Here is a 24,771-nt window from a genome sequence, read left to right as displayed (position 1 = left end):
AGTGTCCGTGAAAACCTTTTTCTATTCTGTTGCCTTCCTTGTAATCGGAGGACTAGGACTGTTCGGGCTGCTCTCCATGTTTTTGCCCAGTCAGAAAAGTGTCATCATTGCCCAGTTAATTATTATCGCGCTGATTGTTATTGTAGGCCTTTTCTTTTTCAGACGTCTCGCCGAATGGACGGGAAATGGAGATCAGGCACGTTACAATAGAGCTTTGCGGCAATCACGCAAAAGGAAGAAAATGACTTCAATCGGTCGCAAGGTGCGAACCATCCATCCCGCGGCAAAATTCAAAGTAATTAAGAGTGAATCTTCTTCACTTAAAACGTTTACACATCAGTCGACTAAAGATCATGGGCATTTAACGGTCATCGAAGGGCGCAAAAATAAAAAAAAGAAAAGACTGCTTTTTTAAATGGGGTTTGTGAATAATCATTCACCAATTCCCGCTTTTAATTAATGGCTTAACACAATGGGATCGGCAGAATTCTGCTGATCCCATTTTTCATCTATTCTGTTAATAAGACCACTGTTCAAGGAACTTCCGTGCATAATTCGCACCAATTTTAAACAAGCGTTCCCGTTCTTCTTCGGATATTTGAAAATCTTTCGTTTTCACCCTATCTACCGGAAGGCATATAATATTCGTCCCTTTTAGTTTCTCAATGATTCGCTCATCGTGGGCTTCACGCATTGCTTTAAAGAGGCCACGAAAGAGCTCTGCTGCATTCCGAACCTTAAAAGCTTCTTTAAAATCCGAATCTTTGTCTACGATCTGCAAACCGAGAAACGGCCTGGCAGGCAGTTCATCCTCCTTATTGTAAATCCATAATGGAAAATTACTCAATATGCCTCCGTCAACAATTAGCGATTTCACTCCGCTTGCATCATAAAGCGGCACGGGTTCAAAAAAGAAAGGCAAACAACAGCTCATTCTTACAGCACGCGCAACTGAAAAGTGATTCGGATCTAATCCGTAATCCTTTAAATCGTCGGGAATCACGACAAGCCTTGCTTTCGTAACATCCGAAACGACAATTTTCAAACGATCTCTGGGCAGATCGGCGAATTCTTCTATCCCCTTCGCCTTGAGCAAATCGGCAATCCAACGTTCAAGATAATCTCCTTTAAAAAGACCCATCTTGAAATACAGACGAAGCCACTTGAATAATGGGAAACGCATACGTGCCGAAGGTTCAATCAGCTTATTTGTATCCATTTCGCTCATTATTTTTTTCAGGTCTTTAGAAGTGTAACCGGCAGCAATAAGTGCTGCAACAATAGAACCGGCACTAGTTCCCGCTGTTCGCTTAAATGTGTAGCCCGATTTTTCCAGTACTTGCAGCGCCCCAGAAAACGCGAATCCCTTGACTCCGCCTCCGGAAAAGACAATATCAATGAACACACCGCATCCCCCCTCACTTATCATTAAATGAGCGCACTGCAAAAAAGAGACCGGAAGTTTTATTCTTCCGATCTCCTTGATTATTCTTCTTCATCGCTTCGTTCTTTTATTTCAAACAATTGATTTACACGTTTCGGATCTTCTTCAAAATACTGAACAACATCCCCGATTCGATCAATGGAGTCCCAACTGAGATGATGCTCAATCCCTTCAACATCTTTATAGACATTTTCTTCATGAACGCCAATCAGTTTCAGAAAATCTTCAAGTAATTCATGTCTGTATACCAGCCGTTTGCCCATTTTTTTTCCTTTTGGGGTCAAAACAAATCCACGGTATTTTTCATAAATCAAATACTGGTCTTTATCTAACTTCTGCACCATCTTCGTCACGGACGAAGAATGAACATCTAACGCTTCCGCAATATCGGAAACGCGTGCATAGCCTTTATCTTGAATCAACCAGTAAATTCGCTCAATGTAGTCTTCCATACTTGGAGTAGGCGACATCGTGTCTCCCCCTAACCACTTCCCATTTTCACTATCCCATGTTACTATAACAGCGCTTAAAAAACAAGGAAATACCTTCTGTAATCAATACTTCCTGTTCTGTAATTCAATAAATAAAGCGGTTTCAAGGCTTTCATAAAACGGTGCAAATCGTTATAATGAAAATTGAAATGAATTAGGAGGACAACAAGTCATGGGTTGGATCTTTTTACTTGCGATGGTTGCCGCATATTTCTGTTATTTTTTTATTGCCAGATATATGCAGCGGCGCTATCTCACTACATTATCAGAAGTCGATTTTCGGGCAGGCTACCGTAAAGCACAATTAATTGACGTACGGGAGCCTGATGAATTTAAGAACGGTCACATTCTTGGCGCAAGGAACATCCCATTAACACAGTTGAAAATGCGTCATACCGAGATTCGCCATGATATGCCGATTTATCTGTACGACACCAATGGCACACGCAGTGCTCGCGCAGCGGCAGCTCTTAAGCGAATGAAATACACAAATCTGTACCAGCTTGATGGCGGATTCAAGAAATGGAACGGACGAATTAAAAAAGGATGAGATGATCAGCACAACCTTTTTAGTTTTTCGTCACATAAAAAAGCATCTTCAAGAGAAGATGCTTTTTTATTGTTCTTACGCCTTTTACTGTCTTACATAACGCAGAACCGGATGGCGAGCAGCCTGTGTTTCATCAAGCCGGCCGATCATCGTTTGATGCGGCGCTTCTTGAACACGTTCAGGAGTGTGCTCAGCTTCTTTTGTGATCTCAATCAAATGATCCGCAAACGCATCCAATGTTTCCTTTGACTCTGTCTCCGTCGGTTCAATCATCAGCGCTTCGTCAACGAGGAGCGGGAAATAAATGGTCGGCGGATAATAGCCAAAATCAAGCAGACGTTTTGCCATATCAAGCGTACGTACCCCTAAATTCTTCTGTCTGCTTCCCGAAAGTACAAATTCATGCTTGCATAGCTGTTTAAATGGTGTGTCAAAATGATCGGAAAGTCTTTTTAACAAATAATTCGCATTTAAAACAGCATCTTTGGACACCTGAAACAGCCCCTTGCCGCCCATCGTACGAATGTAAGCATAAGCGCGAACATTAATACCGAAATTCCCGTAGAATGCCTTAACACGGCCTATGGATTGCGGACGGTCATTATCGAATCCAAACATGCCGTCTTCTTTTTTCACAATCAGCGGCTTAGGCAGGAACGGTTCCAGTTCTGTTTTAACACCCACTGGACCTGATCCTGGTCCGCCGCCGCCGTGAGGACCCGTAAATGTTTTATGCAAATTGAGATGCACGACATCATAGCCCATGTCTCCGGGTCGGGTGACCCCCATAATGGCATTCATATTCGCTCCGTCATAATATACTTTCCCACCCGCTGCATGAACAATTTCTGCAATCTCCTGTATATGTGTTTCAAACAAACCCAAAGTATTTGGATTCGTGAGCATTAATGCGGCAGTTGTTTCATCAGCAACACGCTTCAAATCTTCCAAATCAACAAGTCCGTTTTGATCAGATTTTACGGTGACTGGTTCGAATCCCGCAACAGCTGCGGAGGCAGGGTTCGTGCCATGTGCCGTATCCGGAACAATAACCTTGGTACGTTTCGTATCGCCATTAGCTTCATGAAAAGCACGAATAATCATCAAACCGGTCCATTCACCATGTGCACCTGCTGCCGGCTGCAGCGTGACCGCATCCATGCCCGTTATTTCTTGAAGATTTTCCTGAAGACGATAAAGCAGCTCAAGAGCGCCTTGTACTGATTTTTCATTCTGATAAGGATGGATGTGAGTCAATCCATCAAGGCGGGCAACAACTTCATTCACTTTAGGATTATACTTCATCGTACACGATCCTAAGGGATAGAAACCATTGTCAACACCAAAATTCCTGCGTGATAAGGCCATGTAGTGACGAACTAACTCTAGCTCAGAAACCTCCGGCCAGTTCGGCTCTTCTTCGCGTATATAATCCTCGCCTACCATTTCGACTAAAGGAGTTTCTGGTACATCAAGCACCGGTAGGCTACAGGCCGTTCTCCCTTGTCTGCTTTGTTCGAAAATAAGCGGCTGATTTTGATTATCCACCGATAATCCCCCCTAACGACTCCACGAATTGATCGATCTCACCTTTCGACCGCATTTCAGTGACCGCAACAAGCATTTTATTTTTATGCTGACCATAGGACTCGCCTAAGTCATAGCCGCCGATAATTCCCTTCTCCAGAAGCGCATGATTGACCTCCGACACCGGCTTTCCGCAATCAATGACAAATTCATTGAAATAGGAGGAATGATCATTGCTGACGGCAATGCCCTCCGCCTTTATCTGCCTTACGGCGTAATGTGCTTTTTGGATGTTCTGCTCTGCCAATTCGCGAATGCCTTTCTTCCCAAAGGCATTCATGGCAACAGACGATGCTAAGGCGTTCAACGCCTGGTTGGAGCAGATGTTGGAGGTTGCTTTCTCGCGACGAATATGCTGTTCGCGTGCCTGAAGCGTTAAAACGTAACCACGCTGTCCTTGATCATCGACTGTTTCACCAACCAAGCGTCCCGGCACTTTACGTATTAATTTCTTCGATACCGCGAAATAGCCGCAATGCGGTCCGCCGAACGATTCGGAAATGCCGAGAGGCTGACAATCACCGACCACAATATCCGCATTGAATGCACCGGGAGGAATCAGCAAACCAAGTGAGAGCGGATTGCTCGCAACAATGAGTTTTACCTTCTTTTTGCCATGCGCAATCGTTTCGATTTCCTTAAGCGGCTCAATTTGCCCAAAGAAATTCGGGTACTGAACGATCACGCATGCCGCTTGATCATCGATTGCGGCTTCAAGCGCTTGAAGATCAGTCCTTCCCCCTTTTTCCGGAACGGTGACAATCTTCAGTCTCCGTCCATGTGCATAGGTTGCAAGAACTTGGCGATATTCAGGATGAACCGCCTCCGAAACGATAATTTTCTGGTTGCGTGTTACATTGCTTGAAAGCAGTGCCGCTTCGGCGAGCGAGGTCGAGCCGTCATACATCGATGAATTCGCAGCCTCCATGCCGGTCAGTTCACAAATGAGCGATTGGAATTCAAAGATTGCTTGCAATTCGCCCTGCGATACTTCTGCTTGATAGGGTGTGTACGCCGTATAAAATTCACCGCGCGAGATGACGCTGTCTACAACTGACGGAATATAATGGTCATAGATGCCTGCGCCTAAAAAAGATGGATAATCACTTGTGCTCACATTTTTCTTTGCAAGACCGGTTAAAAAGCGAATCAGTTCGGGCTCGGAGAGCTTTGGTTCAAGCTTCAATTCCCCTTTAAATCGGATTTTATCCGGTACATCCGAAAATAAATCTTCATCCGATTGAGCGCCAATGACGTCAAGCATTTCCCGGCGATCTTCCTCCGTTACCGGAAGATAGCGAAACTCTGACATTTGATTTCCTCCTAGGATCTTTTATAGAAAGGTGTTTTAACAACCTTTGCTTTTTTTCGTTTTCCTCGAATAACTACATCAAGCACGGTTCCTAATTTAGTCCATTCGGTAGCGACTAATGCAAGACCCAAGTTCTTGCCAAGGGTCGGAGACTGTGTTCCTGTCGTCACTTCGCCAACTTTAGTATCACCTGCATAAACGCTGTAATGTGCACGTGGAATCGCGCGGTCAATCATTTCAAGACCAATAATTTTACGTGTCAATCCATTATCTTTTTGCTGTTTCAACACTGCCCTGCCGATAAAGTCTTCGGTCTTTCCTGTTTTCACGGCAAAACCAATTCCTGCCTCCAGCGGTGTAATAGCCGCACTCAATTCCTGTCCATATAATGGCGGACGCGCTTCGAAGCGCAGCGTATCACGAGCGCCTAATCCGCACGGAATCAATCCATTCGCTTCGCCGGCGGTCAGCAGCGCATTCCATAGCGTTGTCGCTTTTTCCCAAGAACAATAGATTTCGAGACCGTCCTCACCGGTATAGCCTGTTCTCGAGACCAAACAAGTTACATTTTCTAATGGAATCTGGTCCGCAAATTTAAAATGTTTTATCGTTGATAAATCATAATTGGTAATTTTTTGAACAATTGACATAGCAAGCGGTCCTTGCACAGCGAGCAGCGCTATTTTATCCGATTGATTAATTAGTTTTAGTTTTTTCGAGGCATGTTCAGAGAGCCAGTTGAAATCTTTTTCAATGTTTGCTGCGTTGACAACGAGTCGGTATTTATTTTGATTCAGACAATAGATCAATAAATCATCGACCGTTCCGCCATTTTCATAACACATTGCTGTATAAAGCGCATCTCCCGGACGCGCCTTGGAGACATCATTCGTGACCATTTTTTGAAGAAAGTTTTCTGCTTCCTCACCATAAACGAGAAATTCGCCCATATGCGACACATCGAAAATACCCGCTGCGTTTCGCACCGCATCATGCTCGTTCTTAATTCCCGTAATTTGTACAGGCAATAGGAAACCGCCAAAGTCAATCAGTTTCGCATCATGGCTTCTGTAATAATCATATAAAGGCGTTGTTTTCAAGTCCGGCATTCCGTTGTTCCCCCCGCTCAGGTAAAATTTTGCGAATTAACCGACAATAAAATGAATGGAAACAAAAAAGGGCAGCAGAAGACAATTTACATGTCTCCCCTGTCCTTATACCTGAAAGTTTATCGCTCAAAGGCGGTATCCCCTTTGGTAGCCCCGTGGCACTCTCCAGAGGTGCGTCCATTATGAGTCCTGTCTGCCTGAGAGATTCACTGCTTGTTTGCTCCTTCGGCGACCGCATTTAAGCGATCTCTCCCCATAACGTCATCCGCAATCCATTCAATTGAATAATAATCGTTTAACTCAAGCCATTGTCGTACATACTAACAATGTTATCCTACCATTTTATCAGTGAAATTAGCAATACTTTGTTCACAAAATTTTAACATATAAAGGTGTTTTCAATGAAGCCTCTCATCCAATTTGACAGAACCTGGCATGAAAAATTTTTCAAACGAATAAATGAAGACGGACCATGGACAAAATCAGAACTCTTTTCACTTGCTTATCTTGCGGAAAAAGAACGTAGCGTTCCTTCATTTCATGGACTGATCGCTCCCAGACGACTTCCGCAGCTTAAATTGCACCCTCACCAGATTGAAACAGCACGAATGGTCATTGAGGACATGCACGGTAAAGCCATTCTTGCCGATGAGGTCGGACTTGGCAAAACGATTGAAGCAGGATTAATTATTAAAGAATATATGATACGCGGACTTGTTAAAAAAGTACTTATTCTTGTCCCGGCTTCTCTAGTCCTTCAATGGGTAAGCGAACTCAATACCAAATTTTATATACCTGCCGTCCCGCAGCGCAAAGCCTATGTCTGGAGCCAATGCGACATTGTTGTGTCGTCTATTGATACGGCAAAGAGGCAGCCACACCATGACATCATCATGGAGCAGGATTACGATCTGATTATTATTGATGAAGCACATAAACTGAAGAACCATAAAACGAAGAATTACCAATTTGTCCAGACACTTAAGAAAAAGTTTTGTCTCTTGCTTACAGCAACACCGATTCAAAATCGCCTAAGTGAAATTTTCTATCTTGTTTCCCTGCTGAAACCAGGCTATCTTGGAGATGCAGAAAGTTTCTCGAAAAACTTCAAATCAGGGACTCGATCTGTAAAAAACGAAGACACACTAAAAGCACTCGTTAATCAAGTGATGGTGCGCAACCGCAGGGAGGATACAGGACTTCATTGGCCGAAGCGTATTATTAAGTCCTTTGATATTCCATTCTCCGAAGCTGAACAAACATTTTATGAAAGTTTAAGTGAACTAAAAGAAAACGGTATCATTCAGCCTTTTTCACTGCTTACGCTTCAACGTGAAGCGTGCAGCAGCCGTGAAGCTGCTTTTGTCACTCTGAATAAGATCTACAAATCTACAGCCCACCCAATGAACGAACGGTTGTGGCATAATCTGTTTGATAAATTAAACCGTGTCAATCAAAATGCGAAGGCAAATAAAACGCTGGAATTAATCAAGCAAATCAATGACAAAGTCATTATTTTTACAGAATATCGAGCGACTCAACTTTACTTGCAATGGTTTTTGAAGAAAAATGATATCTCTTCTGTTCCGTTTAGCGGGGGCTTCAGAAGGAACAAAAAAGATTGGATGCGCATGCTCTTTCAAAACAAGGTTCAAGTACTGATTGCAACAGAAGCAGGCGGAGAGGGTATTAATCTGCAATTTGCCAGCCACATGATTAATTATGATCTGCCTTGGAATCCAATGCGCATTGAACAAAGAATCGGACGAATTCATCGATTGGGTCAAGAAAACGACGTGCATATTTATAATTTTGCTACCCGCGGAACCGTTGAAAGTCATATTTTACATCTACTGTATAACAAGATCCATTTGTTTGAACAAGTGATCGGTGATCTGGATAAAATACTCACTCACATTGATTTGAAAAATGTCGATCAGCAGGTCACACAGATTTTCGAAGAGTCTGAATCTGATGGGGAAATTAAAGTCAAGTTAGATAATCTTAGCAGTGTCATTAATTTTGAACAGAATCAATTAGAAGAGAGGGATCACCATGCAGCAAGCGGAAATTCGTGATTTTCTTATCCGTTTTTTCTCAAGTTCAGAATGCACTCTGCTTCCTGTTGACAATCAAACTCAATTAAAAGTCAAACTAACGAAACAAATGGACAAGTTGCTTATGAATCGCCCCTTTTATTGGCATTACATTGAACAAATCGGCGCTGTTCCGGAAACAGCAACCCTTACGTTTCGGTTCGATGATCAAATTGATGAAGGAGAGTTCATCCATTTTGGATCTCCGCGTCTTCACCAAATTTTCAACACTGCGGAAGAAATGGGACGGTATATCCGTCTTTATCAAGTTCTCCCCTCGCAAGCCGCCCCCGCACTTGAACCATGGCTCGGCCTAAATATGAAAGTCAGCTATCAATGTGATTTAAAAAAAGACCGCCTGATTTCAATTGGCCTTCAATTAGTAAATGGTGTATTAATTGAAGGCTTTCAATCCATGCTGGGGAAACTTGAACTCATTCAAAAGCTTCCGGATTACTGCTACACCTTGAGCCCATTAATCACTGTCAAAAGCGGAATTCAGCGAATTGAACGATTTATTGCATCCGAATTAGAAACTGAACCGTACGAATGGGCAGATCAGGCGAGCGAGCGATGGAAGAAAGATGAAGATTTGCTGGATGCCTTCTACGAACAAGAAGAGGAGAAGCCTGATCGATACAATCAGGAAAAAAAAGCGTTGGAAGAACAATATAAGCCGAGAATCACGATTAGACTCGTCAATGCCGGATTGTTTTATCTGCAATCATCAACATTTATGCCGCAATTTATTAAAGACCGTTAATCATTTGAAAAACCGGCAGCAAAATAGAAAGAAATAAAATGAGTACGAATCCACCGATGATGATCAGAATGATGGGCTGCGTGATCGAAAGCAGCCATTGCGTCCTCAGTTCCATTTGTTTCATCAGCTCGTCGCTGTAACGATACAACGCATTCCCAAACGATCCTTGATGACACCCTTGTTCGATGATCGTTTGAAATTCGGGCAAATAGTACATAATGCCGTTGACCGATGCTTCAAAGGAATAACCTTGAATTAATTTTTCCGCAATTCTTTTGGACTCTAATTTCAAGAATGGTGAGGCACCTTTTTGGGAGAGAATATCAAAACCTTGCTTTATGGTCAGTCCCGAACGAAGCAGTCCACTCAATTGAATCGCTAACTGATAGGTAAAATGTACTTGGATAAACACCTTAAGAAACGGAACTTGTGCTGCAAATGAGATTCTCTTCAAAAGTGCGCAACGCCGAAATAGATGCACACATAATATGATAGCAAAAATAAAACAGACCGTGATCACCAGTATCGTCGCCATGTGCGCTGCAAGATAAAGCATCATTCGGGTAATAGCAGGAAGTTTGAGCGATAACGACTGATACAGCTGAATGAAATTAGGCAGAAGAAATTTTCCGACAACATAAAGAACAAGTGTGAGGAACCATAAGAGAAAAAGCGGATAGCGCATTAAACGGCGAAGAGTCTGAACATAGCGTTCGCGACGCAGGATCATTGTACCGTTTTCAATCAGTGCTTCCGGCAGACCGCCTGTCTCTTCAGCAAAATAGATGATGCTCGTTACATCCTGTGGAAATTTCTCATCACGAAGGATCTCGTGCAGCATCGTTCCTGCTTTCAGCCGATCAATCATCCGATTTATTTTCAAACGAAAAAACTTCTGCTTTCGGCCAGCCTGGAGTGTGAATGCGACATTCATCGGATAACCGTTTTTCAAGCATTCTCCAAGATCAATCAATAATTGTGCCTGTTCTTTCTTAGTCCAATTTTTTTGAAAAGCCATCTGAATTCCTCCTTGCTGTATTTTTGGGAATCCAGCCTGTTTCAATCCCCTCTTCAAGATAATCCTCAATCGTTTTATAAGCAGATGCGGCCGGGCGCGACATCTGTCCCGATAAATAATCGTGAAGCGGCATACCTGCGAGAATTTCATAGACACCGGTGCGCTTCGGATGGTGTCGATGCGGACAATGTCGAGTGCAGGCTTTACCGCAGTCGGGACATTGAATGGTCACCAGTCTCTCGGCAATGACCGCCGTTAAGGTTTCCTTCAAATCAAATTTAGGTATTCCCAATTCAAACATTCTTTGCAGTGTGGATAACGCATTTGAGGCGTGCACAGTCGAAAGCACCAGATGTCCGGTTAGCGATGCACGTACAGCGATTTTTGCCGTTTCTTCATCACGAATTTCTCCTATCATAATAATGTCAGGGTCGTGCCTTAAAAGCGCGCGAAATCCCTTGGCGTAACTAAAATTCGCCTTTTCATTCACTTCCATTTGGATAAATGAGTCGTTCTTCTTTTCAATCGGATCTTCAATGGTAATCACTCGTGCGCGGTATCGTCTTTGTAATGTTGAAAGCAGTGCATACAGGGTTGTTGTCTTCCCGGATCCTGTCGGGCCGGAAATGAGAATCAGACCGTTTTCATAAGTCAGCAAGGAGGCGAGTCCGCGTTTCGCTTCCTCAAATACGGTTAATTCTTCAATAGGAAGTTCATTTCTTTGGGGAAGAATTCGGATGACGAGACTTTCTTTGTTTGGCGTAGGCAGCACAGACATGCGCAATGAAATGGGGACATGATTGACTACGGTTTGCATCGCTCCGCTTTGAGGAAGACGATGTTCACCAATATCCATTCCTGAGCAAAACTTAAAATGGTTAATCATACGTTCAGCGGACAAAGCGTCGAAGGTTTCATGTTCAAAAAGATATCCGTTAATCCTGAACTCTACCAGCGTATTGTCTCTCCGCGGAGTAAAATGGATGTCCGAGGCACCGGCGCCGCACGCTTGATTCAGCAATTTACGGCTTTGCTTCACTGTATTTTTCTCTAATTGATCCATATAACAGCACCTGCTTTCATTGTGAAATAAAAACAGGCTTGTTTTCAGTTTTCAGGGTTAACTACGTATTCCACAATCAACACAGCCGTTCCTTCTTTTCCATGAAAATATTAATTAATCATTCAAATGGCCGGCATCTCAATGGCACCGGCCGCAAACGCAATTCTATTATCCAATTGACTTTTCCTTATAAGACTTGTCATTAAATGCGATTCGTTGCAAATCCTCTTGGTGATAGCCCACGATCAACTGTTTCCCATCGGTAATAATCGGTCTTTTTAATAATTTGGGCTGATCAGAGAGAAGTTGAAGAGCCTTGCTCAGCGGCAAATCGTTTAGATTCACATTCAGCCGTTTATACGTCGCACTCCGTGTTGCAAGTAAATCATCGATTCCCGACTTGGATAACTTGATCAGTTCCATTAACTCATTTGCATCCGGCCGGTTACGAAATAGGTGACGCTCCTCATAGCTTACATCATGATCCTTAAACCAGCCTTTTGTTTTTCTGCAAGATGTACAGCTTGGGTACGTATAGAAAATCAATTTGCTCATTAGCTCCCCTCCTCAAATTCATTAGACCTTATCAATCTATTACCCTTTTTTTATGAATGAAAACCATTATTTATCTCATACGACACGCAACTTCATTATAGTTCTTAGTTCCAAACACAGTTTATCCGATAAACATTATGATCCTAAATAAATCGTTGATTTCTTTTCAATTACAACTGGATGATCCGCCGACCCAATGATCCTTGATCCCGGTTGAATATGATTTTCTTTATCCATAATCACATTGCTCAAATAAACCCCCTCACCAATAACGCTTCCTTCCATAATAATTGAACTAACGATCTTTGACTCTTTATGGATAACTACATTCCGAGAAAGAAGCGAATGGCTGATTATTCCGTTAATCATGCAGCCATTAGCTATAAGTGAATTTGATACAGCCGTATTTTTTCCATAATATGAAGGCACTTCATTTTTTATCTTGGTGTGAATTTGATGCTCGCCTCCAAAGAGCGCACTCCGGTTGAACTCTTCGATCATATCCATGTGAGCGTCATAATAGGATTTGATTGAAGTGATATTTTTAAAATAGCCGGTATATTCATATCCGTTTGTCTTAACAGTTCTAACCGCTTGGTGGATTGCATCTCGTAAATTGTAAACTTCATTCCATGCCATAAACCGTCTGACTATTTGAGCATAGAGCGAACACCTCATAACGTAGATTTCCATATTTACCGCAGACTGACCATCATGCCGGAGCATACAGGATTTCATCTTGCGAATACGATTATTTTCATCCAGTTCAACACAGGTTATCGGTCGATCGTCTGCTGCAGAACAAGAAATTGTTTTATAGACTAAGGTGATTTCAGCCTTTTGTTCTAAATGATGGCGCAAAACCGCTTGAACATCTATATTGCACAACGCACGAGAACCCATAATAATGACAAAGTCTGATCTTGATTTTTCAATAAATTCAAGATTATTGTGGAAAGCTTCAAGATCATCACGGATTAATCCATTGATCTGCTCTGTGCCTGAATCGAAAAAGAAAATTCCTCCATTGAGACTGTCCAGATCCCAGTCGCTACCGTTTAAAACATGATCATAAATTGATTGATATTGCCCATTCATAAAAATACCGATTGATTCTACGCCCGCAGATACGAGATTGGATAAGGGAAAATCGATGAGCCGATAGCTGCTGCAAAATGGCAATCCAGCAACCGGTCGATAACGAGTGAGTGGATTCGTTAATTGTTTTGATTCGGACAGATTTACGATTCCGCAAATTTTATACTGATTCAGGATGGCCCCCACCTCCATATAAGACAAGTTCCCTTTGACGATATAGATAAATATATTCATAAAAAAATTCGGTATGTTTCACAGATAGACTGCAAATAAACAAATTTGCGGAAATACGGGTCGCAGCATGCAGTTTTTATATGCTTACGGAAAAGTAAAGGTCATAAGAAGATGCATTGCGCTCACAAGGGGCACCATGAACTTATATAAGAAAAACCGGAGTGTTTGTTTCACTCCGGCGTTCTTTTCATTTATTCATTATTCGATTTCTTGAATTAAAGAAATCAAAACGCTTCTATTCTCGGGCAGCTTCATTAGTGGATAAAATTCAATGGATTAACTGCTCCATTGTGCGGCGGCGGAGTCCAGCGGCCGTTGTATAGTTCAAAATGAAGATGAGTTCCGAATGATTCACCCGTATTGCCCATCGTTCCGATTGTTTGTCCCTGTGACACACTCTGACCGTCAGAAACGTAAATTGCAGACATATGTGCATAAACGGTCGTATAAAGTTGTCCATTTATGACATGTGAGATCATAACGCAATTCCCGTAACTTGACGAAGTATATGCTTGGAACACGGTACCGTCTGCTGCTGCGTGAATGGGAGTACCTGTACTGTTTGCAATATCAATGCCCGGATGAAATTCACCGTCAAAAGATCGATAACCAAAGCCTGAAGAAATATATCCCGCTGCCGGCATCATGAATTGATCGCTGCTGTTCTCTTTTGAATCGTCTGAAGACGTAACCGTCTCAGCAGCCGTCTGCGTACTATTGGAAACGGTGACCGATTTTGCGGAAGAAGTCTCTTCCTTCGATGTTTCTTGCTTCGCTGTCCCCGCAGTCTTCTTTGCCTGCGCCTCCTGCTTTGCTTTCGCTTCGGCAGCTGCCCGCTCTTTTTCTTGAGCTTGCTGCGCTGCAAGATCTGCTAATTGCTGCTTGACAACCGATTCTTGCGCATTCAAAATATCCGTCTGCTCATTGGACGAGATCACTGTTTTCTCGATATCAGATGCCTGATCCTTCAATTCTTCAAGCAGGTTCTGCTTATGCTTATTTTCTTGATCAAGCCCAGTCTTCATTGTCTGAAGATTATGTAGGTCGTTTGTTGTTTGAACAAGAACCGTCTGTAGCTTCTTTCGTTTGGTGACTTGTGCCTGCTTATCTTGTTTCTGATCATTAATAATTTTATTATCTTGGTCGGTAATCATTTTTACAACGAGCAACCGATCAAGAAAATTACCGAAGCTCTTTGACCCCATGAGAACATCTAAATAACTGACCGCACCGCCATTGATATAAATTGACCGCAATCTGCCTTTGAGTAGCTGACTGCGTGTATCAATACGTGCATTAATTTTTTTTATTTCTTTTTTTAGTTGAACCACACTTGCTTGATTTTGACGGACCTTTTCTTTTGTTTGATCAATTTTTCCATTCATGGAGGTAATTTTTTTATCCGATGCTTTAATATTCTTAATCACCGTGTCCTGCTTCTTCTGATTCTCAGAAAGATTCTTTTTCGAAACAGCAAGTTTACCCTTATTTTCTTTTTTTTGATTTTGAATATCATTCAGCTTGTCGTCAAGCTTCGTTTGTGTGTTCGCGAACACAGTCGCGCTGTTAATTCCCAAAATCAAGGAGCAAGAAAGACAGATTGTTGTTATTATTTTAATTCTCGTTGGTTTGAACATCACTCTACTCCTTAAGCACATCAAGAAAGCATGCACGATTAAAAAAGGTGTCTGCTCTATTTGCTATGAGATTATCTAACTCGTAATTTTTTGCCTGACTCTATTATAACAACTCATGACGCGTTTTTCCGACAAAATTTGATTACATCTTTGTTTCGATTGATGAAAAAGAGGTGAATAAGTCGTAAGTCACGAAAAAAGGACCCCCTAATTTGGGAATCCCTCATCTGTATTTATTTGGCGACAACCGATGAAGCAAAAAAAAAACAATTAATAGCCAAGATTACGATTCACAATCTTTTCAAGCGGCTCATTCTTACTGAATTTTTCTATATTTCTTTTGATCAGTGCTGCCCTTTTCGTGTATTTGTCCGGCCCGACTCCCAATGAGTGAGAGGTAATTAACACATTAGGAAGATCCCATAATCGGCTATTCTCCGGCAGCGGCTCGTTGCCGGTTACATCAAGGCCCGCACCGCCAAGTTTCCCCGAGGTCAACACATGAATCAAAGCATCTTCATCAACAGTACCTCCACGTCCAACATTGATGAAAATCGCTCCGCTTTTCATTGATTCAAAGCGCTTGTCATTGAATACATGCTCGGTTTCCTTTGTTAAAGGAAGTACATTGACAACAAAATCCGAAACTGCCAGCACCTTATTAAGTCCGTCCATTGTAAAAACAGCGTCTGCATCCTCCGGAATCGTTCCCGCCGTTCTTTTTACAGCAAGAATTTGAGCTCCGAATGCTTTTAATCGATGCGCAATTTCCGATCCAATGTCGCCATAACCAATGATTGCAACTGTTGAACCGTCAATTTGCAGACATCGATTACCTAAATTCCAGATTCGACGCGCTGTTTGTTTTACATAGCGTGGAATTTCTCTTGTGAATGCAAGGAGTAGCGCTATGGTATGTTCTGCCCCCAGCACACCAAACACACCGCTGGAATTCGTGAGTGTCACCTCACGTGCCAGATCAGGGTGCTGCGTCATATGATTTGCCCCGGCACTAGGCAGCTGCAGCCAGCGCAGAGAAGGCATTTTTCGCAGCAATTCACTTGAAGGCCCGCCAATGAATGCCACAGCATCTTCAATAAACACACCATCAGGAATTGCTTCATTCCACAAGGTAACAAACTCAAATCGATTCGCATATTCCTTTTTCAATGCTTCAATATCAATTTCAGGCAAATCGAATTCTTCATCAAAACCAAATATGATCTTCTCCAATGTCTTCACCCGTCTCTCTTTTCCAAAAATTTTGGTCATTTCGTAGAAAATCTGATCCATTTCAATAAACGATTCAGTTATAAATAAGTATAATAAAATCACCATGATGAAGCTATAAAAAGGCTTGACAGACTATTGAATTAAAATGATGCTATATTTGCATTAAAATCCGATAAAAAAGATTGGTTTTTCAAGCACTTTTAGATTGACAGTTTCAATAATAAACGACTAGTATAAAGTTCACCTGATGTGTTTGTTTCAAAAGTAATCAACAATGCACCGTTATAGTTATAATTAATGTTTTTCAGCTCATTTGCCGCCACGTTGATAATCGCAAGATAAAATTAACAAAACCTGAACAGATGAAAAGGATCTTTTTTAAGGAGAGAATGCACATGACATTACAATTAATTTCAAGAATTGCTCCTCAGGAATATATTTCGGAGGTTGGTGCCTATGAGCGACTCGCATCGGCACTCGAAACACGTTTCATCAAACGCGTGCTCTTTCTACATGGGACAAAATCGATGAAAAAGGCGGCTAGGTATTTACCTGATTTATCAAGACAAGGCATTCAAGTCGTTGATGTCTTATTTAACGGCGAGTGCTCTAATAACGAAATTCAGAGAATCATTGATTTGGTCAAAAATGAGAAAATCAACGCAATCATCGGCCTTGGCGGTGGCAAGGTACTGGATACAGCAAAAGCTGCCGGATATAAGGCTGGTTCTGTTCCCGTTATTTTACTCCCGACAATGGCCAGCAATTGTGCTGCATGGTCCTGCCTTTCCGTGCTCTATAAAGATAACGGTGAATGCATCGGTCATGAGATCTATCCGTCACAGACGAGTCTCGTTCTCGTTGAACCTCGGGTAATTTTGGACTCGCCAATCGATTATTTTATCGCCGGAGTGGCGGATACCATTGCTAAATGGTACGAATCCGATCTACTTCTTCAGCAGACAACGCGAAAAAGCCTCGCACTGTTCTTCGCACGTGAGGCTGCACGACAATGTCTTGAAATCCCGCTGAATCATGCAGAGAAGGCGATTCAAGACATGAGGGACGGCAGGCTTACTGACGATTGGACTCAAGTCATGGAAACAAATATTATGGCAAGCGGATTGGTTGCAGGTTTCGGTGATGAGTACGGCCGGGCAACGGCTGCTCACGCCATTCATGACGCACTCACCATCAGAGCTGAGACACATCACCTGCTCCATGGCATAAAGGTAGCTTACGGAATTTTAGTAGAGCTGGTGATTGAGAATAAGATGGATGAAATGCAACGCCTGTTGCCTTTTTACCGTGCGCTCGGACTTCCTCTTTCTTTAGCGGATCTTTCTTTAGGCGATTTAAGCATGGATGAAATCCGTGATATTGCCGTCTCCGCATTGAAACCGACGTCCTTAATTCACATGCATCCAATGAAATGCACGGTTGACACAGTCTATAACGCGATGATCGAATTGGAAAAATGGTCAGAACAAAACGCTGTAAAATAATTTAGAACGAAACGGGAATGAATCATTGTTGATTCACTCCCGTTTTTTATTGGAAACCCGCCATTCTCGTTGTAATGATCGACCATAAACGATCCGGAACAACCAGTTCGTTTTGTTGATCTAAATCGAGCACTGTTTTAATTTGATTCGTCCACCCGTCTTCTCACCTTACCCTATTCCTGAATGACGGTTTCGATCTGTTCCTCATTCATCGCGACCGAAATCTCATTCGATTTGGAATAAGCGGGTACCGCACTAGCACTAAATAATAGTTGAACGAAAAAAACGTGTACGCGTTTTTCGCTCCACCCACGCCATGTGCCTCTTATTCAGCAAGTTTAAGTTCGACCGGGCAGTGATCAGAGCCAACCACATCCCAGAGAATTTTCGCATCAATAATGTACTCTTTCAAACATTGTGACGTAACAAAATAGTCAATGCGCCAGCCAATATTTCTTTGTCTTGCGTTGAATTGGAACGACCACCATGAATAAGCACCTGTTCGATCAGGATAAAGCGCGCGATAGGTGTCGATAAATCCATTGCTTAGCAGAGCAGAAAAATCTTCCCGTTCTTCCTGAGTGAAGCCTGAGTTTCCACTATTATTCCTCGGGTAGGTCAGGTCTATTTCCTGATGCGCGACATTCAAATCCCCGCAGAAAATAACCGGCTTTATCCGATCTAACTGTTGGATATAGTTTGTGAATGCCGCCCCCCATTCAAGTCGATAATCCAGCCGCGTCAAATCGCGCTTTGCATTGGGCGTATAAACAGTAATCAAATAGTAGTTATCGTATTCAAGCGTAATCAATCTTCCCTCTTGATCGTGCGCTTCAATACCCATTCCATAGGTAACATTTATCGGCTCATTTTTTGTGAAAATTGCCGTTCCAGAATACCCCTTGCGAACAGCCTCGTTCCAATATTGAAAATAGCCTGGCGTTTCAAATTGAACTTGGTCCCGATGCATTTTCGTTTCTTGAATGCAGAGGGCGTCGGCCCCCGTTTCCACAAGCCAGCTGTAAACATCCATTTTTCGCTGCAATGCGCGAAATCCATTAACATTCCATGAAATAAACTTCATCATTTTCTCCTTAATCAGTCATTTTCCTGCGCTCAGGTCAGGCTTAATCCACAATTTGCTGAAATCAGCCCAACCGAACGCATTAAGCTTTATACCTTCCAAGGCCGAATGAAACATGATTTCCCGGCTGCTGTGATACATAAAGATCAGTAAGTGATTCTTTTTCATGTAATCCTCGAGCTGTTGAAAGACTCTGCACGTCGCAATCTCGTTACCCGTTTGAAGAAACTGATCAATAAAAAGGTCGATTCGACGCGCCTGTTCTTGATTGATCATTCGCCTAATTAAACTGCTTTCATCACGAAACAGATGAGCAATACCGAGTTCGTGATTTTCTTCCATTACTTCTCCACCCAATACCATATCCGCTTCCTCGGTAAGCTGCTCACTATAGAAATCACTCAGCGACAATGGATGGAGTTCAAGATGAATCCCGCGTTCTGCCGCCCGTTTTTGAATCCATTGCGCGTCCAATTTCACCGCATGATGACCAAAATAATAGAATTTAAGCATCTCTCCATTATAACGACTGTGAAAAAGGGATTGCTTCACTTGATCATCCCTAGCAATAACGCGCGACGGTTCTCCGGATTCTGTCTCAAGAAAGCTATTCGAGACTCGAACACGATTGCCTCCAAGTTCATGAATCAGCGCCTGACGATCAATAATCAAATCAAACAGCTTTCGAAACTGATAGTCTTGCTGCGGACCTTTTTTCTTAAAATTAAACATAATATAATTACTGCCGATATCCTCATGAACTTCCTCATGATTGACCGATTGACGCTGCTTATTGGGGACATCATAAGTCTTTTGCGAACTGATCAGATCCGGTGCGTAGTAGAGCTCAACGCGGTTCAGCAATGCACGCAAGTTGAAATAATCTCCAAAACGTTCGAGTACAAGCTGCCGACTATTGTATTTTACGATTCTAAAGGGGCCAGTTCCAATAATGTGCTCCGGATTAAATCCAACATCAGAAGATAGAATGGCGAGATTTAATGAACTAAAGAATAGCAAAGCCGGTGTCGGTTCGGTAAAAGTCAGCTTAAGCACATAAGGATGGACCGCGGACACATCGCTTATTGATCGAAAGTACCAGCGGCATGGCACTTGATTTACCGGATCGCAAATGCGCCTAATGGTGAACAAAACATCCTCTGAAGTCAGTTCTCTGCCATGATGAAAGGTCACCCCTTTTCGCAGATAGAACGTCCACCTTCTTTGATCTGATGATACCTCCCAAGAATGAGCCAAATGAGGCACAAATGCATCCAAATCAATATTATAGTTTACTAAACAATCAAACAGCTGCCGAGCAATATGTGACTCACTTGTGATTGCGGCAAACGCGGGATCCAGTGTAGCAAGCCGTCGTCTCATTGGAATGCGGAGTATATCCATCTCCTGGTGTTCCTTGTTTTCCGTCCGATAGCCAAACTCCTGCGTTATCCGTTTGTAGCATTTCTCTGTTACGGAGTCAGGAAGTGAATGTGATTGAATGAACGTGAGTGCTTTGTCCAATTGATGCGACTTAATGAATTGATCAATCTGCTCGTCAACGAGCGAACTCAAGGGTTTAAGAAAAGCGACCTGTGATTTATTTCCCCTTCCTCGTCCGCTTACCCACTGAATCCAATGCTCATGTTCAAGCTTATGTATGATTAGTTTCGCATTACGCTCCGAACAATAAAAAATACGAGCGCACTCACTGATACTTATCTTCACCTGTTGATACGCGCCTTGAGCTTTAGCCAGATAGAATTCTGTGTAGTAATCAAATAGCATTCATTGTTCACCTGCTTTCCCGCCTCTTCTCATTGTACCTTTTTTTCTCTGTAGAAAAGGGAAAATGATTTATTTCATTCTACACTTTTTTCATTGTTTATTTTATACCACAATGATCATACCAATTGCGCAATGACAGGGGTTGAATGCATGAACACATTTCTAAGCTTGCACCGGAACATTAAAATCCGTCTTCTTACTTCTTTTATTTCACGATTCGTCGGAAATATGGTTTTCCCATTTATGGCCATATACTTTGCAAAAGAGTTCGGTACCGCAACAGCAGGTTTTCTTCTGCTGCTTAATGTACTGACTTCATTAAGCGTTAGTTTTTTCGGCGGGTATACGTCCGATCGCTTTGGCAGAAAACGAGTAATGATCAGTGCTCAACTAATACAAATTGCCGCCTTTTCCTTAATGGCAGCTGCAAATTCCCCTTGGTTTCTATCGCCGGAGATTACGTTTATTATGATGCTCCTTCAAAGTGTCAGCAGTGGATTCATGAATCCCGCAGCTGAGGCAATGCTCATTGACGTAAGCACAAATGAGAATCGGCAATTTATGTACAGCATGAACTATTGGTCGGTAAATCTTTCGATCGCTGCTGGTACAATTATCGGTGGTTTATATTTTAACCGTTATCGCTTCATGCTTTTTATCATTCTCGCCCTGACCTCAATCGTTGTTTTCGTTCTGCTCGCTTTCTTTATGAATGAAAATCGTCGGCACCATGTTCGGAATAATCAAACAGCGACCGTTGCCCAATTTATTAAAGATATGGGTAAGAGTTACCAAACTGTAATGACCAACCGCCGTTTTCTTGTTTTTTGTCTCGCTCACCTACTTATTCTTTCACTTGAATTTCAAATGAACAACTATATTGCGATACGCCTTTCGCGTGAGTTTCATTCAGTCATCTGGAACCGCAATGTGGACGGATTGACATTGCTGAGCTGGCTGCGTGTTGAAAACACAGTATTCATCGTTGTTTTTACACTGGTTGTCAATCAATGGATGAAGCATTATCGTCCTAATCATGTCCTTTTTACCGGACTCGTTTTGTACAGTTCAGGCTACATAACACTCGCATTCAGCAATCATTGGCTGCTTCTGTTCCTCATGATCATTGTCTCTTCATTAGGGGAGCTGATGTACGTCCCCAATTGCCAAACGATGCTTGCGTCAATGGCTCAGGAACGTGTGCGCGGTACCTACATGGCTGTCTATGGACTTGTTTTCCAAGGTGCGAAAATCTTTGGATCGCTTGGCGTCATCATCGGCGCTTTTCTTCCATCTTACGGAATGGCTGCTCTCTTCTCGCTATTCAGTTGCGCCGGTATCTATTGTTTTTACCAATCAATACACATGAAGCAGCAAAAAATCATCAGTAAAGACAGACAAATAACAAACACATGATTTTACAGAGACAAGGGGAACTACTTATGAAATTTGTACTTAGTATTCGGACCGCAGGCGGTTGGAAAAATGACCGTTGGACAAGAGCTCTCCAAGATAACAAATTTGAAATTGCTTCAAAACCACATAACCATTGATTTACTAGTGCCCTTATTCGGTTTTACACCTGAGGTGTGGCGTTTATGTCATCTGTTCCGAAAAGAGCGCAGAGCAGGTCGCACTAAAAATAAAATAAACATTCCAATTTTAAAAAAGGAGCTGCTCCTTTAAATGAATGGATAGTGTCCTGTTTTTGGTACACGACCAAAAAATGATCGAAAAACAAATAAATAGGAAAAAGAACCGAAAGACATTTTGCGCCTTTCGGTTCTCTATTGTTTGTCATTCGTTTATTTACCGCTGAATTCCTCTGAATAGCTGTTCAAGAGATCATATTTTGCATTCCAAACCTTCCATGACAGATCCACAAAATAGTTGTGGGGATTTTCAAAACGGAGAACTTCTGCCCACTGGCGTTGAACCTGCTCCTGGGCAAATTTGCGAATTTCCTTTACAGAAGGACTTTTATAGCAGAGCTTTCCGTCTTTAAAAATTTTTTTGCGCAGGAGCTCAGCCTTATACCTCTTTAACTTTTTCTTTTTCCAAGTAAACACCGGATCAAACAAAGTCAGCGGCTTCGACTCATCAATCGTTTCCGATTCGTCGCAAATGAGATCGGCAATTGCTTTATCCGCGTCCTTATCATAAATACGATAAATCTTTTTAAAACCGGGATTTGTGATTTTTTCTTCATTTTCACTGATCTTAATTCGTGGAACAATTTCTCCATTTTTTTCAACAGCAACAAGCTTGTACACACCGCCGAACACCGGTTCGGAACGTGCCGTAATCAGCCGTTCACCAACACCAAACGAGTTAATTTGCGCACCTTCGGCAAGTACATCCTTTATGATATGCTCATCAAGTGAATTGGAAATGACAATGATCGCTTTAGGAAATCCTGCGTCATCTAACGCTTTTCTCACTTTTTTGGTCAGATAAGTAATATCGCCGGAATCAATGCGAATGCCTAGCGGTTCATGCCCTTGTGCGCGTAATTCTTTGAATACCTGGATCGCGTTCGGAAGACCGGATTTCAAAACATTAAATGTGTCGATCAGCACCAGACATTGATCCGGATATGCATTGGCCCATGCCCGAAATGCTTCCAATTCACTGTCGAACAGCTGAACCCAGCTGTGCGCCATCGTCCCGGAAACAGGGATATCGAACATCATTCCTGCCAATGTGTTGGCCGTCGCCGAACATCCGCCAATCACCGCGGCACGGGCACCATAAATCGCACCGTCATAGCCTTGGGCACGTCTCGAACCGAATTCCATAACGGGACGGTTGCCGGCGACACGGCAGATCCGACTTGCTTTAGTGGCAATCAAGGTCTGATGATTGATTGTAACGAGAATCATCGTCTCAAGAAGCTGCGCCTGAATCGCAGGACCTCGGACTGTTACAAGCGGCTCATTCGGAAACACCGGATAACCTTCAGGAATTGCCCAAACGTCACAAGAAAATGTGAATGTCGAAAGATAATCAAGAAATTTCTCCGAAAAAGCTTTTGTTGAACGCAAATAATTAATATCCTCGTCAGTAAACCGAAGATTTTCTAGATATTCAATCAGTTGTTCCACACCGGCCATAATACAATAGCCGCCGCCATCCGGAACCCTGCGAAAATACATATCGAAATAAACGATCTGATCTCCTACCCCTTCAGCAAGATAGCTATTCCCCATTGTTAGTTCGTAAAAATCAACCAGCATCGTGAGATCTCTGTCATTCCTCACGTCAAACCTGGATTCCATCGTCTCATTTCCTCCAATATGTCAATTATGTATTGATTTAATGTGTTTCATGGTAGATGTTGAATCGAGTATACTATTGAGGAACAATCTTGTAAACTGTGACTTAATTCAAATCATTTAAGTGATGCGGCATATAATATAATTTGCTCGCTCCCTTCAGTCATTTAAGAAAAAATGAGCATTCACAGAGCCTTAAATATAGGTTAAAGTTTTCTCAACATTGATCATTTACTATATAATAAGATCAGGTGCACATGCTGATCAGAAAATGAAGAGCTTCACCGAATAGTATATTTCAAAACTGATCTTCAATAAAATCAGCATGATGCGCAATTGGGAGGTGAAGTCGATTGCTGCCCTTTAATGTTCTTTACGAAATGGAATGCCGTTTATTCAAAAAAATAAACCGGCACTTTGAACGCAAACTCTGGAATGCGTACTTCCGTACCATCACCAATATCGGCGGCGCTGTCTTGGAGATTTTGCTTGTCCTTTTCCTGCTGATTTTTGCACACGGACAACTGCGCCTGACCGCATTGGCATGCGCCGTATCCTTGACCATCAGTCATATTGTTGTTCAGGTATTTAAGCTGTGTTTCCCGAGAAAACGCCCTTATTTAATTCTCGATGGAACGAACCATCCGATCAATCCCTTGCAGGATCATTCATTCCCGTCGGGGCATACTACTGCCATTTTCTCAGTTATTATACCGCTTATCTTATTTCATCCGTCACTCAGTCTCATCCTGCTTCCTGTCGGCCTCAGTGTTGCTGTTTCACGAATATTTCTTGGTCTGCACTACCCGTCGGATGTCCTGGCCGGCATGCTGCTCGGCAGCGTCACAGGGTATGTTTGTTTCTTAAAAATCGTAATCCCATTTTAATTCTGTAAAAAAAGCAGTCGATGAGTCAACCGTCGGCTGCTT

Annotated in this window: 21 protein-coding genes, 1 pseudogene and 1 riboswitch; of the genes and pseudogenes, 8 read left to right on the top strand and 14 right to left on the bottom strand. The window is 42.4% G+C overall.

Going from position 1 to position 24,771, the window contains the following annotated elements:
- Nucleotides 1-7: 7 nt before the first annotated feature.
- Nucleotides 8-415 carry a hypothetical protein gene (locus NIE88_RS12450; RefSeq protein ID WP_253062528.1) on the top strand — a complete coding sequence of 136 codons (408 nt, stop codon included), beginning with the start codon at nt 8-10 and terminating at the stop codon, nt 413-415.
- 102 nt (nt 416-517) lie between these two features.
- Here the strand turns inward: NIE88_RS12450 and NIE88_RS12445 are convergent, their stop codons facing one another.
- Together NIE88_RS12445 and mntR are read right to left on the bottom strand one after the other, a co-directional pair.
- Nucleotides 518-1,405 carry a patatin-like phospholipase family protein gene (locus NIE88_RS12445; RefSeq protein ID WP_253062526.1) on the bottom strand — a complete coding sequence of 296 codons (888 nt, stop codon included), beginning with the start codon at nt 1,403-1,405 and terminating at the stop codon, nt 518-520.
- Between the two features lie 80 nt (nt 1,406-1,485).
- A complete protein-coding gene (mntR, locus tag NIE88_RS12440) occupies nt 1,486-1,914 on the bottom strand; it encodes a transcriptional regulator MntR (protein ID WP_253062524.1) in 429 nt (142 codons plus the stop codon).
- Nucleotides 1,915-2,107: 193 nt separating this feature from the next.
- Here mntR and NIE88_RS12435 point away from each other — a divergent pair, with 193 nt between their 5' ends.
- On the top strand, nt 2,108-2,485 hold the full coding sequence (locus NIE88_RS12435; RefSeq protein ID WP_373689437.1) for a rhodanese-like domain-containing protein: 378 nt from the start codon (nt 2,108-2,110) through the stop codon (nt 2,483-2,485).
- An 84-nt stretch (nt 2,486-2,569) separates the two neighbouring features.
- Here the strand turns inward: NIE88_RS12435 and gcvPB are convergent, their stop codons facing one another.
- From gcvPB to gcvT, 3 genes are read right to left on the bottom strand one after another with little or no spacing between them, the layout of a single operon-like run.
- Nucleotides 2,570-4,033, bottom strand: a complete 1,464-nt coding sequence (gene gcvPB, locus NIE88_RS12430) for an aminomethyl-transferring glycine dehydrogenase subunit GcvPB (RefSeq protein WP_253062522.1) — start codon at nt 4,031-4,033, stop codon at nt 2,570-2,572.
- The gene (gcvPA, locus tag NIE88_RS12425) at nt 4,026-5,384 is read right to left on the bottom strand and encodes an aminomethyl-transferring glycine dehydrogenase subunit GcvPA (protein WP_253062520.1); all 1,359 of its coding nucleotides are present in this window, start codon (nt 5,382-5,384) and stop codon (nt 4,026-4,028) included. Before gcvPA ends, gcvPB begins: the two co-directional genes overlap by 8 nt.
- Before the next feature lie 11 nt (nt 5,385-5,395).
- Complete coding sequence (gene gcvT, locus NIE88_RS12420; RefSeq protein WP_253062519.1) at nt 5,396-6,493, bottom strand: glycine cleavage system aminomethyltransferase GcvT; 1,098 nt, start codon at nt 6,491-6,493, stop codon at nt 5,396-5,398.
- 174 nt (nt 6,494-6,667) lie between these two features.
- Nucleotides 6,668-6,758, bottom strand: a riboswitch (glycine riboswitch).
- Nucleotides 6,759-6,894: 136 nt separating this feature from the next.
- Here gcvT and NIE88_RS12415 point away from each other — a divergent pair.
- The gene (locus NIE88_RS12415; RefSeq protein ID WP_253062518.1) at nt 6,895-8,571 is read left to right on the top strand and encodes a DEAD/DEAH box helicase; all 1,677 of its coding nucleotides are present in this window, start codon (nt 6,895-6,897) and stop codon (nt 8,569-8,571) included.
- The gene (locus tag NIE88_RS12410; RefSeq protein ID WP_253062517.1) at nt 8,549-9,352 is read left to right on the top strand and encodes a YqhG family protein; all 804 of its coding nucleotides are present in this window, start codon (nt 8,549-8,551) and stop codon (nt 9,350-9,352) included. Before NIE88_RS12415 ends, NIE88_RS12410 begins: the two co-directional genes overlap by 23 nt.
- Here the strand turns inward: NIE88_RS12410 and comGB are convergent.
- From comGB to NIE88_RS12380, 6 genes are all read right to left on the bottom strand, one after another.
- Nucleotides 9,339-10,370: a competence type IV pilus assembly protein ComGB gene (gene comGB, locus NIE88_RS12405; protein ID WP_253062516.1), complete on the bottom strand. Its 1,032-nt coding sequence runs from the start codon at nt 10,368-10,370 to the stop codon at nt 9,339-9,341. The genes NIE88_RS12410 and comGB overlap by 14 nt on opposite strands.
- Nucleotides 10,345-11,433, bottom strand: a complete 1,089-nt coding sequence (comGA, locus tag NIE88_RS12400; RefSeq protein WP_253062515.1) for a competence type IV pilus ATPase ComGA — start codon at nt 11,431-11,433, stop codon at nt 10,345-10,347. Before comGA ends, comGB begins: the two co-directional genes overlap by 26 nt.
- 168 nt (nt 11,434-11,601) lie before the next feature.
- Complete coding sequence (locus tag NIE88_RS12395; RefSeq protein WP_253062514.1) at nt 11,602-11,988, bottom strand: Spx/MgsR family RNA polymerase-binding regulatory protein; 387 nt, start codon at nt 11,986-11,988, stop codon at nt 11,602-11,604.
- Nucleotides 11,989-12,123: 135 nt separating this feature from the next.
- The gene (glgD, locus tag NIE88_RS12390) at nt 12,124-13,278 is read right to left on the bottom strand and encodes a glucose-1-phosphate adenylyltransferase subunit GlgD (protein WP_253062513.1); all 1,155 of its coding nucleotides are present in this window, start codon (nt 13,276-13,278) and stop codon (nt 12,124-12,126) included.
- A gap of 296 nt (nt 13,279-13,574) precedes the next feature.
- The gene (locus NIE88_RS12385) at nt 13,575-14,957 is read right to left on the bottom strand and encodes a murein hydrolase activator EnvC family protein (protein WP_253062512.1); all 1,383 of its coding nucleotides are present in this window, start codon (nt 14,955-14,957) and stop codon (nt 13,575-13,577) included.
- Between the two features lie 270 nt (nt 14,958-15,227).
- Complete coding sequence (locus tag NIE88_RS12380; RefSeq protein ID WP_253062511.1) at nt 15,228-16,199, bottom strand: D-2-hydroxyacid dehydrogenase; 972 nt, start codon at nt 16,197-16,199, stop codon at nt 15,228-15,230.
- A 386-nt stretch (nt 16,200-16,585) separates the two neighbouring features.
- Between NIE88_RS12380 and NIE88_RS12375 the strand changes: the two genes are divergently transcribed.
- Entirely contained in the window at nt 16,586-17,695 is a 1,110-nt protein-coding gene (locus tag NIE88_RS12375; RefSeq protein WP_253062509.1) for an iron-containing alcohol dehydrogenase family protein, read from the top strand.
- Nucleotides 17,696-18,020: 325 nt separating this feature from the next.
- On the opposite strand, the gene NIE88_RS12370 is transcribed toward NIE88_RS12375, so the two are convergent.
- Together NIE88_RS12370 and NIE88_RS12365 are read right to left on the bottom strand one after the other, a co-directional pair.
- Entirely contained in the window at nt 18,021-18,779 is a 759-nt protein-coding gene (locus tag NIE88_RS12370; RefSeq protein ID WP_253062636.1) for an exodeoxyribonuclease III, read from the bottom strand.
- An 18-nt stretch (nt 18,780-18,797) separates the two neighbouring features.
- Complete coding sequence (locus NIE88_RS12365) at nt 18,798-20,567, bottom strand: ABC transporter substrate-binding protein (protein ID WP_253062507.1); 1,770 nt, start codon at nt 20,565-20,567, stop codon at nt 18,798-18,800.
- A gap of 150 nt (nt 20,568-20,717) precedes the next feature.
- Here NIE88_RS12365 and NIE88_RS22825 point away from each other — a divergent pair, with 150 nt between their 5' ends.
- Nucleotides 20,718-21,983: an MDR family MFS transporter gene (locus tag NIE88_RS22825; protein WP_373689436.1), complete on the top strand. Its 1,266-nt coding sequence runs from the start codon at nt 20,718-20,720 to the stop codon at nt 21,981-21,983.
- A gap of 26 nt (nt 21,984-22,009) precedes the next feature.
- Nucleotides 22,010-22,187: pseudogene (locus tag NIE88_RS12355) on the top strand (DEAD/DEAH box helicase family protein); the annotation flags it as partial.
- Nucleotides 22,188-22,372: 185 nt separating this feature from the next.
- Here the strand turns inward: NIE88_RS12355 and NIE88_RS12350 are convergent.
- Nucleotides 22,373-23,845, bottom strand: coding sequence for a nicotinate phosphoribosyltransferase (locus tag NIE88_RS12350; protein WP_253062503.1), 1,473 nt, complete (start codon nt 23,843-23,845; stop codon nt 22,373-22,375).
- A 353-nt stretch (nt 23,846-24,198) separates the two neighbouring features.
- Here NIE88_RS12350 and NIE88_RS12345 point away from each other — a divergent pair, with 353 nt between their 5' ends.
- Nucleotides 24,199-24,729 (top strand): phosphatase PAP2 family protein, encoded by a 531-nt coding sequence (locus tag NIE88_RS12345; RefSeq protein ID WP_253062634.1) that lies wholly within the window; start codon nt 24,199-24,201, stop codon nt 24,727-24,729.
- Nucleotides 24,730-24,771: the final 42 nt, after the last annotated feature.

It is taken from the genome of Sporolactobacillus shoreicorticis, from assembly GCF_024125445.1.
GTDB lineage: Bacteria > Bacillota > Bacilli > Bacillales > Sporolactobacillaceae > Sporolactobacillus > Sporolactobacillus shoreicorticis.
Note: the sequence above shows the minus strand (reverse complement) of the source record. Positions and strands in the feature narration are given on the sequence as shown.